The 15,927-nt window shown below is 73.0% G+C and carries 19 protein-coding genes; 10 read left to right on the plus strand and 9 right to left on the minus strand.

Annotated features, from left to right (window positions below):
- Positions 1-98: 98 nt before the first annotated feature.
- Positions 99-959 carry an RNA polymerase sigma factor SigF gene (locus QFZ64_RS04555; protein ID WP_307062562.1) on the plus strand — a complete coding sequence of 287 codons (861 nt, stop codon included), beginning with the start codon at positions 99-101 and terminating at the stop codon, positions 957-959.
- 204 nt (positions 960-1,163) lie between these two features.
- Here the strand turns inward: QFZ64_RS04555 and QFZ64_RS04560 are convergent, their stop codons facing one another.
- Positions 1,164-1,337 carry a CsbD family protein gene (locus tag QFZ64_RS04560; RefSeq protein ID WP_307062564.1) on the minus strand — a complete coding sequence of 58 codons (174 nt, stop codon included), beginning with the start codon at positions 1,335-1,337 and terminating at the stop codon, positions 1,164-1,166.
- Positions 1,338-1,548: 211 nt separating this feature from the next.
- Here QFZ64_RS04560 and QFZ64_RS04565 point away from each other — a divergent pair, with 211 nt between their 5' ends.
- The 3 genes from QFZ64_RS04565 to QFZ64_RS04575 all read left to right on the plus strand — a co-directional run bounded on the left by QFZ64_RS04565 (position 1,549) and on the right by QFZ64_RS04575 (position 3,124).
- Positions 1,549-1,791 carry an acyl carrier protein gene (locus tag QFZ64_RS04565; protein WP_307062565.1) on the plus strand — a complete coding sequence of 81 codons (243 nt, stop codon included), beginning with the start codon at positions 1,549-1,551 and terminating at the stop codon, positions 1,789-1,791.
- A 193-nt stretch (positions 1,792-1,984) separates the two neighbouring features.
- The gene (locus QFZ64_RS04570) at positions 1,985-2,410 is read left to right on the plus strand and encodes an STAS domain-containing protein (RefSeq protein ID WP_307062568.1); all 426 of its coding nucleotides are present in this window, start codon (positions 1,985-1,987) and stop codon (positions 2,408-2,410) included.
- 273 nt (positions 2,411-2,683) lie between these two features.
- The gene (locus QFZ64_RS04575; protein WP_307062570.1) at positions 2,684-3,124 is read left to right on the plus strand and encodes an ATP-binding protein; all 441 of its coding nucleotides are present in this window, start codon (positions 2,684-2,686) and stop codon (positions 3,122-3,124) included.
- 176 nt (positions 3,125-3,300) lie between these two features.
- On the opposite strand, the gene QFZ64_RS04580 is transcribed toward QFZ64_RS04575, so the two are convergent.
- The 3 genes from QFZ64_RS04580 to QFZ64_RS04590 all read right to left on the minus strand — a co-directional run bounded on the left by QFZ64_RS04580 (position 3,301) and on the right by QFZ64_RS04590 (position 4,632).
- Positions 3,301-3,666: a PRC-barrel domain containing protein gene (locus tag QFZ64_RS04580; protein ID WP_307062572.1), complete on the minus strand. Its 366-nt coding sequence runs from the start codon at positions 3,664-3,666 to the stop codon at positions 3,301-3,303.
- A 130-nt stretch (positions 3,667-3,796) separates the two neighbouring features.
- The gene (locus tag QFZ64_RS04585) at positions 3,797-4,045 is read right to left on the minus strand and encodes a DUF5133 domain-containing protein (protein WP_307062575.1); all 249 of its coding nucleotides are present in this window, start codon (positions 4,043-4,045) and stop codon (positions 3,797-3,799) included.
- A gap of 101 nt (positions 4,046-4,146) precedes the next feature.
- Positions 4,147-4,632, minus strand: coding sequence for an ATP-binding protein (locus tag QFZ64_RS04590; protein ID WP_307062578.1), 486 nt, complete (start codon positions 4,630-4,632; stop codon positions 4,147-4,149).
- 322 nt (positions 4,633-4,954) lie between these two features.
- On the opposite strand from QFZ64_RS04590, the gene QFZ64_RS04595 reads away from it, so the two are divergent.
- Positions 4,955-6,847 carry a long-chain fatty acid--CoA ligase gene (locus QFZ64_RS04595; RefSeq protein WP_307062580.1) on the plus strand — a complete coding sequence of 631 codons (1,893 nt, stop codon included), beginning with the start codon at positions 4,955-4,957 and terminating at the stop codon, positions 6,845-6,847.
- Between the two features lie 82 nt (positions 6,848-6,929).
- Here QFZ64_RS04595 and QFZ64_RS04600 read toward each other — a convergent pair whose 3' ends face one another.
- The 4 genes from QFZ64_RS04600 to QFZ64_RS04615 form a co-directional block, all read right to left on the minus strand.
- The gene (locus tag QFZ64_RS04600) at positions 6,930-7,604 is read right to left on the minus strand and encodes a hypothetical protein (RefSeq protein ID WP_307062582.1); all 675 of its coding nucleotides are present in this window, start codon (positions 7,602-7,604) and stop codon (positions 6,930-6,932) included.
- A gap of 181 nt (positions 7,605-7,785) precedes the next feature.
- On the minus strand, positions 7,786-9,705 hold the full coding sequence (locus QFZ64_RS04605; RefSeq protein ID WP_307062584.1) for a hypothetical protein: 1,920 nt from the start codon (positions 9,703-9,705) through the stop codon (positions 7,786-7,788).
- A 79-nt stretch (positions 9,706-9,784) separates the two neighbouring features.
- The gene (locus QFZ64_RS04610) at positions 9,785-10,003 is read right to left on the minus strand and encodes a hypothetical protein (protein WP_307062586.1); all 219 of its coding nucleotides are present in this window, start codon (positions 10,001-10,003) and stop codon (positions 9,785-9,787) included.
- A gap of 190 nt (positions 10,004-10,193) precedes the next feature.
- Positions 10,194-10,409, minus strand: coding sequence for a hypothetical protein (locus tag QFZ64_RS04615; RefSeq protein ID WP_307062588.1), 216 nt, complete (start codon positions 10,407-10,409; stop codon positions 10,194-10,196).
- A 231-nt stretch (positions 10,410-10,640) separates the two neighbouring features.
- Here QFZ64_RS04615 and QFZ64_RS04620 point away from each other — a divergent pair, with 231 nt between their 5' ends.
- From QFZ64_RS04620 to QFZ64_RS04630, 3 genes are all read left to right on the plus strand, one after another.
- Complete coding sequence (locus QFZ64_RS04620; RefSeq protein ID WP_307062591.1) at positions 10,641-11,054, plus strand: helix-turn-helix transcriptional regulator; 414 nt, start codon at positions 10,641-10,643, stop codon at positions 11,052-11,054.
- A 169-nt stretch (positions 11,055-11,223) separates the two neighbouring features.
- Positions 11,224-11,484, plus strand: a complete 261-nt coding sequence (locus QFZ64_RS04625; protein ID WP_307062593.1) for a hypothetical protein — start codon at positions 11,224-11,226, stop codon at positions 11,482-11,484.
- Between the two features lie 91 nt (positions 11,485-11,575).
- The gene (locus QFZ64_RS04630; RefSeq protein ID WP_373430547.1) at positions 11,576-12,553 is read left to right on the plus strand and encodes a TauD/TfdA dioxygenase family protein; all 978 of its coding nucleotides are present in this window, start codon (positions 11,576-11,578) and stop codon (positions 12,551-12,553) included.
- A gap of 21 nt (positions 12,554-12,574) precedes the next feature.
- On the opposite strand, the gene QFZ64_RS04635 is transcribed toward QFZ64_RS04630, so the two are convergent.
- Entirely contained in the window at positions 12,575-13,111 is a 537-nt protein-coding gene (locus tag QFZ64_RS04635) for a hypothetical protein (RefSeq protein ID WP_307062597.1), read from the minus strand.
- Between the two features lie 416 nt (positions 13,112-13,527).
- Between QFZ64_RS04635 and QFZ64_RS04640 the strand changes: the two genes are divergently transcribed.
- Both QFZ64_RS04640 and QFZ64_RS04645 read left to right on the plus strand, forming a co-directional pair.
- Positions 13,528-14,028: a hypothetical protein gene (locus QFZ64_RS04640; protein WP_307062599.1), complete on the plus strand. Its 501-nt coding sequence runs from the start codon at positions 13,528-13,530 to the stop codon at positions 14,026-14,028.
- Between the two features lie 89 nt (positions 14,029-14,117).
- Positions 14,118-15,866 carry an ArnT family glycosyltransferase gene (locus tag QFZ64_RS04645; protein WP_373430548.1) on the plus strand — a complete coding sequence of 583 codons (1,749 nt, stop codon included), beginning with the start codon at positions 14,118-14,120 and terminating at the stop codon, positions 15,864-15,866.
- Positions 15,867-15,927: the final 61 nt, after the last annotated feature.

Here is a 15,927-nt window from a genome sequence, read left to right on the forward strand (position 1 = left end):
CCTGTTCGGACCGGGGTGCGGAAAAGCTGGTGTGAAGATCGGGAAGCGGGGTACTGAAGCGTGGCCCCTGCCAACCCCAGTGAATGAGGGTGAATGAGATGACCGCCGTGGCCACCCACGCCGCAGCTCCCACGACGCACACGCGGACGACCCCGGACACCGTCGCCGATCCCCGGAACGTCAGCCCCAAGGACGCGCGGGAGCTGTCCCGGCACTTCTTCGCCCGGCTGTCCGCGCTGGAGGAGGGCACGCCCGAGTTCAGTTACGTCCGCAACACGCTGATCGAGATGAACCTCTCGCTCGTCCGGTACGCGGCCTCGCGGTTCCGCAGCCGGGGCGCGGACGAGATGGAGGACATCGTCCAGGTCGGCACGATCGGCCTCATCAAGGCGATCGACCGCTTCGAGCTGACGCGTGAGGTGGAGTTCACCTCCTTCGCCGTGCCGTACATCGTGGGCGAGATCAAGAGGTTCTTCCGCGACACGAGCTGGGCCGTGCACGTGCCGCGCCGGCTCCAGGAGGCGCGGGTCGAACTGGCGCGGGCCACGGAGGAGTTGAGCCGCCGCACCGGCAGGCAGCCGACGGTGCGGGAGCTGTCCGCGCTGATGTCGCTGCCGGAGGAGGAGGTCATCGAGGCCCGCAAGGCGTCGAACGGCTACCGCAGCGCGTCGCTGGACGCGTCGCTGAGCGGGGACGGCGGAGTCGACGGCGAGACCGCGCTCGCGGACTTCATCGGCGTCGAGGAGCGCGGCCTGGAGCTGGTCGAGGACCTGCACTCACTGGCCCCGCTGGTCGCCGCCCTCCCGGAGCGCGACCGCACGATCCTGCATCTGCGCTTCGTCGAGGAGCTCACCCAGGCCCAGATCGGTGAGCGGCTCGGCATCTCCCAGATGCACGTCTCCCGCCTCCTGAACCGCATCGTCACCGGCCTCAGGGAAGGCCTGCTGGGTGCCGGCTGAACCGGGTCCCGCTGAATCGGGTTCCATCTGAACAGGGACCGGCTCAACCGGGATCCGGCTCAACCGGGATCCGGCTCAACCGGGATCCGGCTGAACGAAGCGGGCGGCCGGGGCACGACTGCTGCCCCGGCCGCCCGCGAAGGACCCCTCCGTGCGGGATGCGCCGTGCGGGTACGCCGGGCCTCCTCGCCGCGGGACCCGCGCTCAGTGCTTGAACACGTCCTTCGCCTTCTCCTTGGCCTGCCGTGCGTCGCCCTTCGCCTGCTCGGCGCGCCCCTCGGCCTCCATCCGCTCGTTCCCGACGGCGCGGCCCGCGGTCTCCTTGAGCTTGCCCTTGGCCTGCTCGCCCTTGCTCTTGGCCTTCTGGTCGTCCGCCATGGCCGTTCACCTTTCCTCGTCCATCGTGGTGCGCGGTACGGGATGCCCGTACCGGACCCTTGTCTTCCGGCTGACCGCTCCGGGCGGACGCAAACACCTGCGGCGCTCCCCGTTCCGCGCGGAGGTCCGCGTTTCGTCCCATCCGGCGGTGATACCCGAACGTCACAGCCGCCCCGCCGGGGGCGGACCGACGGCACGGACAGGAGGACCCATGGCCACCGGAGAGACCGGCTTCAGCGACGTCGTCTTCGACCTCATCTCGGTGCAGTACCACTCGCTGAAGGCCGGGCACGACTACGGGCAGTACGTACGCGACGCGGAGAACGCGGACAAGAAGGACATCGCCGACTTCTTCCGCTCCGTGATGGAGCAGGACTCCGAGCGCGCCGCCCAGTGCCACCGCTTCCTCGGCGAGCTGCGGGGCCCCGAGGACGCGCAGCCCGTGAAGGGCTGACCGCCGGCCACCCGCACCGCGCACCCCGCCCGGGCCCGCCGCACCTTCGGACCGAGCGCGGGGTGCCCGGGCGGGTCCGGGCACCCCGCGTCCGGCGAGACGTCGATCACTGCGAAGAGGAGGGTCCGCGAGGCATCGGATCGTCGTACCGGGGCATGCGGGCTGTCGTAGGAAGTGCTTCGTGGAGGACGATGTGTCGACTGAACAAGCCCCCCTTTCCATCGACGTGGCTCTGCCCCGGGAGGATGCCGCACTGGTCATCGTGAAGGGATTCCTCGACGTCGACACGGCGACCGAGTTGCACCATCACCTGGCCAACCAGGTCCATCACGGCCGGTGTCATCTGCTGCTGGACCTGTCCGCCGTGCCGTTCATGGACTCCTCCGGCATCAACATCATTCTCAAGGCGTACAAGGAGACGCGTCAGGTGGGCGGCACCGTGCGCCTGGTGGACCCGGCCCCCGCCGTCCAGCGCATCCTGGACCTGACCGGGGTGAGTCTGACCGTCCCGTCCACCAAGACCGTGGAGGAGGCGCTCGCCGCGCTGGACGAGGCGACGGCCGGCGGCACGGCACCGGCCGACGGTACGACGTCCGGCGACTCGTCGTCCGGCGGCTGAGGAACCGCCCGGTTCCGCGCGCTGTTCCGGCCTCCGACGGCAGGAGGCCCGCTTCGCCGTGCCGGGACACTGTCGCCCCGCGCCGTAACGGCGGCCGGACACCCGGCCACGGGCGAGGGGCGGGGTACCGAGTTCCCCGCCCCAGGTGCGCCCGGACCGGCCGGAAACGCATGAGTGATCTCGCACGCCGACGGGCAGCCGTCGCTGAGGAGGTGAGAGGCCTGGCATGAGGGGAAACCGGAAGCGGTGACACCGCAGGCGAGGACAGGTGGAATGGCAACCGGGCCGCGTTCGAACGACAGGCTTTCCACAGACATGGTCGACAACCTCACCGCCACTTTCGAGGGCGAGCTGCACAACGTGACGGACGCGCGCTTCGCCGCGGAGGACTTCCTGCGGGCGCTGGCGGACGTCTCCCCGCCGGCGAGTCCGGAGTGCTGGAACGACATCCTGCTGGTGGTCAACGAACTGGCCGCCAACGCCGTCCAGTACGCGCCCGGCCCCTTCGAGCTGCGGATGCGCCCCACCTTCGACGGGGTCCATGTCACGCTCCACGACACCAACCCGGTCCCGCCCGCCCCGCGCCCGTTCCATCCGAGCACGGGCGGCGGCGGCATCGGCTGGCACCTGGTGCACACCCTGTGCCACCAGGTGAGCGTGGTGCCCCAGGCGGACGGCAACGGCAAGGACGTGCACGTCTTCCTGCCGTGGTGACCGGCACGTCCGCCCTCGACGGCACGTCCGCCCTCCGTCCTCGACGGCCCGCCTCGACGGGCTCGCGGACTTCGCGGAGCGGCCGCCGCCCCCGTGCGTACGGTGGCGGCGGCCGCTCGTTCGTCACTCCCCGCGTCGCTCCCTCGTCACTCTCGCGACGCTCTCCCGGTCGCCCTCTACTCCGCGGACGGGGCCGGCAGCCCCCGGTAGTACGCGTCGACGCGGCTCAGGTAGTCGGGTTCGAGGGTTTCGCTGTCCGTGCGGAACACGGGGGCGGCCTTCACCTCGTCCTTGGTGCAGGCCAGGCTCACCCGCCGGGCCTCGGTGTCGATGGCGGTGACCAGTCCGGCGGGTATCAGCATGCTCTTGCCGAACACCCACACCCCGGTGTCCACGATCAGGTGCCGCATGCCGTCCCGCTCCACCTGCCGGTCCACATGCCCGATGGTCCCGTCGGTCGCGGCGACGGTGTACCCCGTGAGCACCTGTCCCTCCGCGTGGCCGCTGTCCGGTGCGTACGCCCATGGTCTGTCGATGGTCATCGCGCATCCCCCTTCTTGTCCGCGTGCTGCGTGCTGGTACTGCGTCGTACGTGGTGCGTGATACGTGGTGGTGCCGCGTCATTCCGGTGTCGTGCTGTGTGCGTTCCGCGTGCTCGCACGGGCGGGTCGGTCAGGCCGCCAGTCGGGTCTCGCGGGCGAGGCGTGCCGTGCGCCGGGCGCAGCAGGCCTCGGACAGTGCCGCGTCGGCGGCCTCGAGCGCCTCGCGTATCCCCTTGGTGCCGGTCTCCGCGCACAGGTGGCGGGTGACCTCCCGCAGGGCTCTTCTCAGTTCCTGGGTGTCCCGCTCGGCGAGTGCGATGCGCACGGTCGCGTAGCGGGCGAGGAGTTCACGCAGGCGCGTGGGGGTGGGCGTCGTCACGGCAGGGCTCCTTTGCGGCTGTCCTGCTCCTATCCCGTTTTGGGCCGCGCACACCCCTTCCGCGCCGCCGCGGGGGCAACTCGGGTGTCCCTCAGGGCTGTTCAGGGCGCGGATCGGGGTCCGGCGGCGCGCGGGATCTCGATCTCCGCGGTGACCTCCTTGCCCCGGCCCGCCGTCCGTGACGCGACGGTCATCGCCCGGCTGACCGCCCGGACGATCTCCAGTCCGTGCCCTCCGATCCGGCCGCCGTTGCGCGGCTGGGTCACAGGTGTGTCGGCCGAGGTGTCCCAGACGGCGACGCGTACCGCGTGGCCGTCCGGGGGCATCTCCACCTGCAGTCCGCAGGCGCCCGGCGCGTGCCGGAGGGCGTTGGTGACCAGCTCGCTCACGACGAGTTCGACGTCTTCGCGTGTGCGGTCCGGCAGGGGTGAGTGCCCGTCGTCGACCTCGGTCAGGAAGGCGAGGGCGGCCTCCCGGGCCTGGGCGGCGGTCACCGAACCGGCCTCCCAGGTGACGCGTCGCAGCCGTGCCGCTCGCGCGCCCGGGCCGGTTCCCCTCGACAGGTGCTGCCTCAGCGGAATGACCATGGGATGATAAGCCTTACGCGGTAGGGTTTGTTGCTTTCTGTCCTGATCGGTACTCCTTCCGACTACCCTTCGCCCCGGAGAGTATGAGAGTTCCCTCCTGTGTTCGTGTGCCCGAATCGGGCGGTACCCCCACACGTGCACCCACCGTGTCGCCGGTGTCGCCGAACGGTAGGGATTTGGCGGCGGATTCGTGGCCAACGGTGGCCCGCGTCGGCTAGATTCGAGCCCCGTCGATCTCCCGGTGATCGGCGTCTGCACGAGCAAGCACGTCGGGGGGCGGCGCATGCACAACTCCGGGCTCCCTCCTTCGGACGCCCCTGTCATGACCGGCGGTCTCGCCGACAGTGTCTTCGAGCTGGCCGAGCGTGATCCCGGCCGTCCGCAGCTCGCCCGCCGCGCGCCGGACGCCCCCGGCGGGTGGGTCCACGTCAGCGCGGCGGAGCTGCGTGAGGAGGTCGTCGACGTCGCGCGGGGGCTGGTCGCCTCGGGGATCTCCCCGGGCAACCGGATCGCCATCATGGCCCGCACCCGGTACGAGTGGACGGTCCTCAGCTGCGCGCTGTGGGCGCTGGGCGCCGAGGTCGTCCCCCTCTACCCGACCTCCTCGCACGAGCAGGTGGAGTGGATCCTGCGGGACGCCGACTGCGTGGGCGTGGTGGTCGAGGACGAGCAGGGCATCATGACCGTCGGCTCGGTCTGCGCCCGGCTCCCCCGGCTGCGGCACGTGTGGCAGCTCGACGCGGGCGGACTGGAGCAACTGGTCGAGCGCGGTCGCCCGGTGCCGACGGCGACGGTCGACTCGCTGCGCCGCATCGTGCTGCCCGACTCCACCGCGGTCGTCGCCTACACCTCCGGCACCAGCGGCCGCCCCCGCGGCTGCGCGCTCAGCCACCGCAGCCTGGCCGCCCCCGTCGACACCCTGCTGGCGGGCTGGAGCCGGCTCGCGGCCCCGCCCGGGGAGCAGCCGGCCGTGCTGGTCTTCCTGCCGTTCTCCCACGTGTACGGGCTGACGATCCAGACGCTGTGCCTGCGCGGCGGTTTCCTGATGGCGCACGAACCCGATCTGCGGTGGGAGACCCTCGCCGGCACCCTGCTCTCCTTCCGCCCCACCTATCTGCACGGGGTGCCCTCGGTCTTCGAGCGGGTCTACAAGAGCTTCCTGACCTCGGCCGAGCGGGCCGGCCGGGGCGCGCTGTTCGAGCGTGCGGCACGGACCGCCCGGGACCACGCCGAGGCGATGGAGCGGCAGCGGCTGGGCACCGGTTCCGGGCCGGGACTCGATCTGCGGCTCCAGCACGCCCTCTACGAGAAGGGCGTGTACCGCAAACTCCGCGAGTCGCTCGGCGGCCGGCTGTGCGGCGCCGTCTCCGGGGGCTCCTCCCTCAACCGCGAACTCGCCCTGTTCTTCGCAGGCATCGGCATCGTCGTGCACGACGGCTACGGGCTGACGGAGACCAGCGGCGGCGTCACCATGCAGCCGCTGGGCCGGGAGAAGTTCGGCACGGTGGGCCGGCCACTGCCCGGCATCGACCTCCACGTGGCCCAGGACGGCGAGATCCTGGTCCGCGGGCCGTCCCTGTTCCAGGGGTACATCCACGACGAGGCCGGCACCGCGGAGGTGCTCCAGGACGGCTGGCTTGCCACCGGCGACCTGGGCCGGCTGGACTCCGAGGGCTATCTGACCCTCACCGGCCGCAAGAAGGACGTCATCGTCACCAGCGGCGGCAAGAGCGTCGCCCCGGCGGCCCTGGAGGAGCGGCTGCGGATGCACCCGCTGATCCATCAGGCCGTGGTCGTCGGCGACGACCGCCCGTGCGTGGGCGCGCTGATCACCCTCGACCCGGAGTACCTCCCCCACTGGCGCTCGGTACTGGCCGGCCAGGGCGAGGGCCAGAGTCGCGGGGCGCGCGAGGAGAACGCGCTGCGGCAGGAGGTGACCCGGGCCGTCGCCGCGGCCAACAGCGCGGTCTCGCGCTCGGAGTCCATCCGGGTCTTCCGGGTCCTGTCCGAGCCCTTCGGCCAGGCGAACGGCCTGCTCACCCCGTCCCTGAAACTGCGCAGGGACGAGATCACGAGCCGGTACGCCGCGGAGATCGAGGCGATGTACCAGTCCTCGCGCGACACGCCGCCGCACCCGCGCGGCACGGCCCCCGCCCTGGAGGCGGCGGCCGGCTGGGAGGAGGCGGAGGAGGACGTCTTCCGCCGCGTGCGCTGACCGTGCGGACCGGGCCAGGTCGTGCGGCCGCCGCCCTCGCGTCCCCTCGTGCGCGGAGGGCGGCGGCCGCCGGCCGCACCCGTCAGTGACCGGGCCAGCCGTCCAGGTGCCGGTGGACGGTCACCGTGGGCCGCTCCTCGCCCTTGGGCGCGTTCGCCACGGCGTCCTTGAGCACCGTGTTCACCTCGGCGGCCAGGACGTCCGCCTGTGCCTTCACCTCGGTGGCGGGCGCGGTCGACCGGGTCAGTCCGTCCAGCCGGCGGTGGATGTCGGCGAGCTTGCGCCGCGCCCCGTCGTCCAGCCGGAAGGGGTGCGGGGTGGAGACCACGAACTGGTAGGCGCCGGCCAGGGTCTGGCAGCCGTCGCAGTGCTTGTTGACGGCGTCGCCCTTGTTGACCGCCGTGAGCCGGGTGTGTTCCCCGGCCATGGTGACGATCTGGAACGACAGCGCGACCGACCGGCAGTGGTCGTCGACCGAACACCCGAGCCCCACGGCGTTCGCCTGGTTGCGCACGGTCGCGGCGTCCACCGTGCCGAACTGCCGCACGGTGAACGAGTCCCGGGCCTGCCGGTGATGCACGAAATCGGCCCGGCTGAACGTCTGGTCGGCGGCGACCGCGGTGTGCCCCGGCAGACCGGTGGCGGCCTGCGCCGGCACGACGGAGGCGATCCCCGCCGCCCCGGCGGCCAACAGCCCCACCCGCACGGCCCGTTGCCGCAGGGCGGACCCCTCCCGCGCTTTCCTGTGCTGACTCACATGACTCTCCTCTTCGTTCTCGACTGATGACTGCACCTTCGGCTCCCCCGCCGCCGCCCACGGGGGACGCGGAGCCGTGCGGCCTACGGCCCGCCCAGCCCCCTCAGGGGCACGGGGAACCGCGCGACCAGCAACGACGCACCCGCACCCGGCAAAGCACCCCGGGAACCGGAACCCCGCTTCACGACGATCCCGGCGTCGGCGAAGCCGGCACCACCGCCGTAGTGCTCGGCGCGGCGGACGGCGTCTCCGCTATCGGCGGAGACGACACCGGCGCCGACGACACCGGCACCACCGCGCCCGTGGACGCCGTCCCACCAGGCACCGTCGCCGGGGGTGACGACACCCGGCCACCGCCCGGCCGCCTCCCCCGCGGCGACCCCGACGCACTCGCCCGCGGACTCCGCGACGCCGACGGCCGCGCGGAACCGGACGGACGACGGCTCGCCCCGGTCCCGCCGGTCACCGCGGCCACCCCCGACGGCACCGCCCCCGGCGACACGGACCCGGTGGCCCCGCCGCCCGGCGACGCCGGCAGGTCCGCCTGCCGCGCCGGCGGCTCCGTCGTCGGCACCCCCGGCTGCAGGATCGGCGCGATCGGCGGCTTCTTCGGCAGGGGCTCCGGCGTCATCCCCGACACCCACGCGTAGCCGAGCCCCCCGAGCCCGGCCAGCAGCGCCACGGTCAGCCCCCACCGCAGTGCGGGCCGCCCGGCCGTCAACCGCACCGCGCCCCGCCACAGCCGCCCGCCGACCTTCACCGACAGATAGACGACGCCGGCCATGGGGCACAGCAGCATCACGCAGCCGACGACGCCCATCAGCCCGGCGGCGAGCTCCCCGTGCGCGAACGCGCCGCCCGTACCGCTGAGTTGCTCGGCCAGCGAGCGGAGCATCGTGGCGACGATCCGCGGCAGGTTCCACAGCGCGTAGCCCAGCTCGCCGAGGATCAGCGGCACCATCGTCAGCACCCAGGTCGCGACGACCGTGCGCGCGGACTTCTTCAGCGCCGCCACCTCGGCACGGGCCGCCTGCCCGCGCCGGCCGGGCACGAGCCCGAGCAGGATCGGTTTGATCTTGCCGTACAGATCGGGCACCCCGGCCAGGTCGCCGAGGATGTAGTACCCGTCGAGCCGTACGGCCGGCATGAGCTGTTCGAGGATCTCGAAGTGCCCGAGGTAGACCGCGGCGAGGAAGAACGCCTGCCCGGTGGCGAAGTACGCGGCGGCCATGGCGAGCATGAACACCACGTTGAAGTAGATGCCCCCGAGGTCCGTGCGGAGCCGGCCGCCGCGCCCGATCCGGTAGACGTCGGTGACGTCGGTGTACATCGAGGGCCAGATCAGGAACAGCCCGCATCCGATGCAGCCGGGCCGGGCGCCGCCGTAGCGGCAGGCGGAGGCGTGGCCGAACTCGTGGAAGACGAGCGAGGCCACGGTGAGGACGAACACCACCAGGAGCAGCACCGGTTGGTCGAGCACCTCCAGGACGGGGGTGATCGCGCCGAAGAACGCGAACAGCCACACGTCCAGGACGGCCATGCCGGCCAGCACGGAGACCACGACCGCCGGGCGGTGCAGCCAGGAGAACGCACGGGCGATCCCCGCCACCCGGCGCTCGTCGAAGATCACCCGGTGTCCCTTGAGCGCGAGCAGGAGGTCGGAGCGGGGTGCGACGACCTCGTCCTCCTCCTGCCCCTCGGGAACCGTCACCCCGAGCGGGTCCAGCTTCTGCTCGATCAGATAGCGGATGTTCTCCGCGCTGACCTCCCGCCCGAACCGGGCGCTGACCCGGTGGGCGATGATCTCCGCGTCGCGGACGCCGTCGACCGACGACGCGACGAGGTACAGCAGCCGCGAGAGCTGCACGACCTGCCCGTCCCTCCGACGGGCGATGTACTTGGGCTCGGTGAAACCCGAGCCCTGGTACTCGCCGTGCAGCCCGAGCCCGGCGCTGAGCCGCGGCACGCCCGCCGCGCCCTTCACGGTGACGACCGGCAGGGTGCCCGTGGCCGCCTGCTCGTACGTCACCGGTATCCCCCCGGGCCCGGGCACCGGACCGGTGTCCCGGGCTGCTGCCGCATGGTCGCCCAGCAGCGTCATGTGTGTCGTCCTCCCCCCGATGGCGGGCCGCGCCTGCCCCCAGGCGCGGCCCGCCGGTGTCACCCTCGTACCGAGAGGGTCACTGGCCGATGTTGATCGACTGGGAGGCGGCCGACTGCGCCACCGACCAGGCGGAGTGGTCGTTGAGGGCGGCCGACTCGTTGTGCGCGTCGACGTTGGCGACGTGCTTGGTGATGTTCACCGTCTTGCCGAAGCTGAACTTCAGCCGGCCCAGCGCCTCGCGGCCGGGCAGCAGCTCCGCGGACTCGGCTTCCAGCTCGTGTGCGTCCATGCTCATGGCGTGTCCTTTCGTGGATACGGTCGTTGGGATGGTGTGACTGACCGGGTGCGCGGCCGGCGCTCCCGGCGTGCCGCGGGTGACGCGGTGTCGGAGGGTGGTACCGCCGCGGCGGGCGGGCATGACGCGCCGTCGCGGCGGTACCGGGTGCCGTACGGGGAGCGGGGCGCCGGAGCCGTACGGCACCGGCTCACTGGCCGATGTTGATGGACTGGGCGGCGCCCGAGTCCGCCACCGACCAGAGGGAGTGGTCGTTGAGCGCGGCGGAGGAGTTGTGGGCGCCGACGTTGGCGACGTGCTTGGTGACGTTCACCGTCTTGCCGAAGCTGAACTTCAGCCGGCCCAGCGCCTCGCGGCCGGGCAGCAGCTCCGCGGACTCGGCGTCGAGCTCACGAGAATCCATCATGGTCGATTCCCCCTCAGGGATCGTTGCGTGGTGCCGTCGGACGCGGTCAGGTCCCCCCGGATTACGTCCAACGTTGTCGGACGCGCTGTCCAACGAGATTGGACACTACGGGCCGGTGGGACGGTGACGCAAGCGGTTCGGGTGAACACCTTCCGGAAGCACCAGAGGTCGCCCATAGAATGATCCGACGCGGAACGGTTCCGCCCGGCGGCGAGCAGGAAGTGACCATTGGTGGCCAACGCACTGCAGCAGATCATCCGTGACCGGCTGGACCGCGAGGGCTGGTCGTACGGAGAGGTCGCCCGCCGCGGCGGTGTCCCCCGCTCCACCGTCCACCACCTGGCGACCGTCGACCACATGGCGCGCATGCCCCAGCCGGCCACCCTCGAAGGGCTCGCCAAAGGGCTCGGGCTGCCGCTGGACACCGTCCGCCGGGCCGCCGCCGAGGCCTGCGGCATCCACGTCTACGCGCCCGGCGCGCAGCCGGGCGGCGACGGCGGCACCGTCTCCTCCTCCGATCCGGACGTCGACGTCCTCATCGCCAGCGTGCAGCGGCTGTCCTCCGACGACCGCCGCCATGTGGCCGCCCTCGTCGAGTCCCTCCTGCACCGCTCCCCGGACGGGGACGGGACGGAGCGCGACTGAGGAGGGCGGATACGCCGGTCCGCCCGGCACGCATACCGGAACCACCGCCCTCTCCCCGGTCACTTCACGGCAAACCGGCCACTCCCGCCCGAACACCCGGATCCCGCGGCTAGTCTCTTCCCCTGCCTGGTGGCCGAAAGCCGTACGACCGGGCTTTCTGGGGGGAATCTTGCTCTTCGTACACGGCGGCCCCACCACCGCCATCGTCAAAGGGGCGACGGGAGAATCCGTGGTCCTGCTCTCCGGCGAACTGCCGTCCGACCTCACCGACGCCGCACTCGGCGAACTCCTCGACCTGGCCGCCGCCGTACTCGGCGAGGAGGAACTGACGCTCTTCGCACGGTGCCTGACCACACTGCGCCGCGGCGAGGGCCCCACCCCGCAGCGCATCGAGATCAACGGTGCCGTCCTGACCGTCTACCGCGACTGAACTTCCGCGCGGACGGGGCGATCTGTCCCGCGTCGCCGTGAACGGTCATGCTGGGCACGGACGTTCGGCGATCACCGGGAGGTCGGGGCGGATGGCGGCGCAGACGGAGCGGGACATGCAGAACATCCGGAACACCAGCGGCATCGAGGTGCGGCCGGCCGCGGGGTACACCGGGGCCGAGATCCACGGCGTGGACCTGGCCGCCCCGCTCGACGACCCGGTGGTCGCGGCGGTCCGGGCGGCGCTGCTGCGCTGGAAGGTCCTCTTCTTCCGCGGCCAGCGCCTGAACCACGCGGGCCACGTGGCCCTCGCCCGCCGGTTCGGCACGCCCGTGCGGCCCGGCCGGCGCGGCGGCGCCTCGCCCGCGGACGTGCCCGAGGTGGAGACGACGGCCGACCGGCTGGAGCTGGGCGGCCGGTTCGACATGGAGCACGAGGAGTGGCTGCGACGGCGCCGGCACTCGCTGCTGCGCGGCTGGCACTGCGACCACGGCGCCCGGATCGACCCGCCCGCGGCGACGATCCTGCGCGCCGAGACCGTGCCGCCGTACGGCGGGGACACCACCTGGTCCAATCTGGCGGCGGCGTACGCGGGACTGTCCCGGCCGGTGCGGGAGTTCGTCGACGGGCTGCGGGCCGAGCACCGGCTCGGCGTCGGCTACCAGCCGCGCCCCGGCGACGACGCCTACCTGCGCCACCTGCTCGACCACCAGGTCGCCACCGAGCACCCGCTGGTCCGGGTGCACCCCGAGAGCGGGGAGCGGCTGCTGTACGTCAACGGCTACTACGTCGAGCAGATCGTGGACGTCTCGCGCGCCGAGAGCGCGGCGCTCCTTCAGATGCTGCTGGAGCAGGCGGTACGGCCCGAATACACGGTGCGGTTCCGCTGGGAGCCGGGCAGCGTGGCGTTCTGGGACAACAGGGCCACCATCCACCTCGCCCCCGGCGACACCGCCCACCTCGACCATCCGCGGGTGATGCACCGGGTGATGCTGGCGGGCGAGGTGCCGGTGGGCGTCGACAGCCGGCCGTCGGTGGCGCTCACGGGCACGGAACCGGGCCGCTGGTGAGCCGGCCGGGGGCCCAAAGGCTCAGCCCTGGCCCCGCTCCGCCTCTCGGCGCAGGTAGTTGCTGACCTGGCCGGCGAGGTCGGCCGCGTCGGCGCCGGCCCGCGCGGCGGTGGCCGAGTCGGCCATGACCGCGGGCAGGGTCAGGTCGGCCGCCCACAGGTGCCGCTCGGTCCACTCCTCGTCCATCCGCACATGCACCTGGATGTCGACCCGGTGCAGGGAGGCGTCCGCGGCGGCCGCGTAGAGCACGGCGGTGGCCCGGCGCAGCGGGTAGATGTCGTACCCCTCGATGAACTGCGAGTTCCGCCAGTCCAGGACGGCGCTCTCGCCGTCGGCGCCGGTGCGCACGTCGAGCTGTCCGTCCTCGATGTGGACGCCGACCGGGGCGCCGCCGCGGTTCTCGACGGTCACGCGGAACCGGAAGTAGGTGAGCCCCTCGGCGGCGTCCTCGCGCCCCCGCGGAGGTTCCGCCTTCTCCAGGCCGTGGACGCGCACGCGCAGGCCGGCCCGGTCCTGGTCGTACTCCTGCCAGTCCCCGATCACATTGGGCTCGCGCACGTTTCACCTCTCCACTTCCGCGGATGCTTCCTATCCGCGCGCGGAAGAGAGTGTCAAATGCACGGAACCCGTCACGGCCTGCCCGTTTGCCCCGCTTCGGCACCGATCAAGCCGTGCGCAGCCACGATCTGCCCCGGAGCGGGTACGGAACACGTCCCGGACGTGTCACACATCACGTGCAGAAGGCCATCGGCCATGGGCGCGGGGCTGTGTCGATATGCGGCCTCGGCGCGTGGGCGCATCTTGTGGGGGTCCGGGGGCGAAGCCCCCGGGACGGTGAGGGCCCCCGCTCATGGGGTTCCCCTGCTCGAACGCAGTCGAGAGCTCGAGGGAGGAGCCGAGAACTCGGGGGAGGGAAGGGGCTGGGGGGGCGAAAAACTCTCCGCCACGCACCCCGCGCTGGCACACTGCTCGCCATGGCCCCGCTCACCCCCGCCCGCGCGCTCCTCCTGCTCGTCAGCGGCCTGGTCTGCCTGACGACGGCGAGCGGCGCCCTGGTGGGCGTACTCCTCGGCGGTCCCACCACCGCCCTCGTCACCGCCGCCTGCGCGGGCGGCGCGGGCCTGGCCGCCGCCCTCTTCGCCCGCCGCCGCGCCCTCGCCCGCTTCGCGGCGGCCCAGCGCCGGGCGGGCGCCCAGGGGTACGCCGAGGGCATCGCCCACGGCGTGCTCGCGCACATCACCGCCTACGAGGCGGCCGTCTTCCCGTGCACGGGTCCGGACGGGGTCACCCCCCAGGAACGGGTGGCGCGGCGGACCGTCGCCTACCGGATGGCCGCGCTGGACGAGGTGCCGCAGCCGGTCCGGGAGGCCGCGGCCGACGCGCTGGCCGTCCTCGACGGGGCGGACCGCCCGGCCGCGCAGGACGCCCTGGCACGGCTGGCGGCGCTGGTGCGGCAGGAGTACGCGCGCCCCTGAGAAGCCCCCGGACCCGCCCCGTCCCGGCCCCGGTGCGGCGGGTCCGTCCGGCGTTGAGCGGCCGGGCGGTCCGGGACGTAACCCAGGGCATGCCGACCTTCCTGCCCGTCCGGCGCCCGCGCGCGGCCGCCCCTCCCCCGGCGCACCCCGCCCGCACGGTGGCCGCCGTGCTCCGCCGCCACCGGCGCCGGCTCACGGCGGTGACGGTGTGCGTGCTGCTGGCCCAGATGGCCCTCGGCATGGTCACCGGGGCCCTGCGGCAGACGCCCACCATCGACGAGCCCGTCTACGCCGGCACGGCCCTGGTCTACGTGCGCGAGCACAGCCTGCGTTTCAACCCCGAGCATCCTCCGCTGGGCAAGCTGATCATCGCGGGCGGCGAGGTGTTCGCCCGGCCCCGCCTGGCTCCCGGGTTCGACGGGGACCAGGGCGCCCTGGGACGGCGGCTGCTGTACGAGTCGGGGAACGACCCGTGGCGGGTGATGTTCTGGGCGCGGCTGCCGGTGATCGTGCTGACGCTGCTGTTCGGCCTGGTCGTGTTCGGCTTCGCCCGCGATCTCACCGGCCCCCTCGGCGGCCTGGCGGCGCTGGCGCTGTACGCGTTCTCGCCGGACCTGATCGCCCACGGCACGCTCGCCACGCTGGACGTGCCGGCGGTGGGGTTCGTCCTGGTGTCGGTGTGGGCGGTGTGGCGGGCGCGGGCCCGTCCGCTGCCGTATCTGCCGCTCGCCGGGCTGTCGTTGGGCGCGGCGCTCGCGACGAAGATGAACACGCTGCCCGCGATCCCGGTGGTGCTGGGCCTGGCGGCGTGGTCGTACTTCACGGCCCGGCGCCCCCAGGGGACCGTGGGCGCCGGGCGCCCCCGGGAGACCGCGGACCCGGCGGCGACGGCCCGCCGTACCCGGCTCCGGATGCTGCTGCGGGCGGCCGGGGCGGCGGCGGGGGTGGGGCTGGTCGCGGTGGCCGTCGTCTGGGCGGCGTACCTCGTGGTCGATCCCCGGCTGCGCTGGTCGGCGGCGGGCCAGGGGGTGCCCCAGGTGCACGGGCTGCGCGGGCTGCTGGTGCGGGTGCTGCCGTTCCCGGAGCCGTACCGGGACGGGATGCGGATCCAGTTCGGCTTCGAGGACGAGCCCTGGCAGGGGTTCCTGTTCGGGCACGTCTACACCGGCAACCGCTGGTACTACCTGCCGGCCGCGCTGCTGGTGAAGACCCCGCTCGGCATGCTCGCACTGTGGGCGGCGGGCGCGGCGGCCCTGCTCACGGTGGGCCGGCTGCGGCCGGCGGCAGCGTACGTGCTGCTGCCCCCGGCCGTGCTGCTGGTGGTGGCGATGGACGGGGCGCGGGACTTCGGCACCCGGTACGCGCTGTTCATGCCGGTGTTCCTGGCCGTCGCGGCGGCGTGCGTGATCGCGTCGCGGCGGCGGTGGGCGTACGGGGCGGTGGCGGCGCTGGTCGCGTTCGTGGCCGTCAGCTCGTTGCGGACGTACCCCTTCTACCTGCCGTACTCGAACGAGGCCTTCGGCGGTCCGGCGAAGACACGGCTGCGGCTGCACGACGCGAACGTCGACTGGGGGCAGGACCTCGGCCGGCTGGCCGACCGGCTGCGGGAGCGGTACCCCGGCGAGAAGGTGTGGCTGGTCTACAAGGGCAGTGGGGTGCCCTCCTGGTACGGCATCCACGCCGCCGATCCCCGGAGGGCGGGGCCACAGGAGGTGCACGGGCTGCTGGTGGTGTCCGACTCCTCGATCGCCAAGGCGCGGGGGCGGCTGGCGCTGCTGCTGCGCGACAGCCGGGAGGTGGACGAGGTCGGGCACTCGATCACGCTGTTCCGGCGCTGACCGGCGCCGACCTCCGCTGGCCCCGCTTGCCGGCGCCGACCACCACTGGCCCGCTTTCCGG

The sequence above is a fragment of the Streptomyces sp. B3I8 genome (assembly GCF_030816915.1).
GTDB lineage: Bacteria > Actinomycetota > Actinomycetes > Streptomycetales > Streptomycetaceae > Streptomyces.

What these genes read in the sequence shown, in the direction of transcription:
- QFZ64_RS04555 (WP_307062562.1), top strand. Translation starts at nt 99, where the DNA reads ATGACCGCCGTGGCCACCCACGCCGCAGCTCCCACGACGCACACGCGG.
- QFZ64_RS04560 (WP_307062564.1), bottom strand. Translation starts at nt 1,337, where the DNA reads ATGGCGGACGACCAGAAGGCCAAGAGCAAGGGCGAGCAGGCCAAGGGC.
- QFZ64_RS04565 (WP_307062565.1), top strand. Translation starts at nt 1,549, where the DNA reads ATGGCCACCGGAGAGACCGGCTTCAGCGACGTCGTCTTCGACCTCATC.
- QFZ64_RS04575 (WP_307062570.1), top strand. Translation starts at nt 2,684, where the DNA reads ATGGCAACCGGGCCGCGTTCGAACGACAGGCTTTCCACAGACATGGTC.
- QFZ64_RS04580 (WP_307062572.1), bottom strand. Translation starts at nt 3,666, where the DNA reads ATGACCATCGACAGACCATGGGCGTACGCACCGGACAGCGGCCACGCG.
- QFZ64_RS04590 (WP_307062578.1), bottom strand. Translation starts at nt 4,632, where the DNA reads ATGGTCATTCCGCTGAGGCAGCACCTGTCGAGGGGAACCGGCCCGGGC.
- QFZ64_RS04595 (WP_307062580.1), top strand. Translation starts at nt 4,955, where the DNA reads ATGACCGGCGGTCTCGCCGACAGTGTCTTCGAGCTGGCCGAGCGTGAT.
- QFZ64_RS04605 (WP_307062584.1), bottom strand. Translation starts at nt 9,705, where the DNA reads ATGACGCTGCTGGGCGACCATGCGGCAGCAGCCCGGGACACCGGTCCG.
- QFZ64_RS04610 (WP_307062586.1), bottom strand. Translation starts at nt 10,003, where the DNA reads ATGAGCATGGACGCACACGAGCTGGAAGCCGAGTCCGCGGAGCTGCTG.
- QFZ64_RS04615 (WP_307062588.1), bottom strand. Translation starts at nt 10,409, where the DNA reads ATGATGGATTCTCGTGAGCTCGACGCCGAGTCCGCGGAGCTGCTGCCC.
- QFZ64_RS04630 (WP_373430547.1), top strand. Translation starts at nt 11,576, where the DNA reads ATGGCGGCGCAGACGGAGCGGGACATGCAGAACATCCGGAACACCAGC.
- QFZ64_RS04640 (WP_307062599.1), top strand. Translation starts at nt 13,528, where the DNA reads ATGGCCCCGCTCACCCCCGCCCGCGCGCTCCTCCTGCTCGTCAGCGGC.
- QFZ64_RS04645 (WP_373430548.1), top strand. Translation starts at nt 14,118, where the DNA reads ATGCCGACCTTCCTGCCCGTCCGGCGCCCGCGCGCGGCCGCCCCTCCC.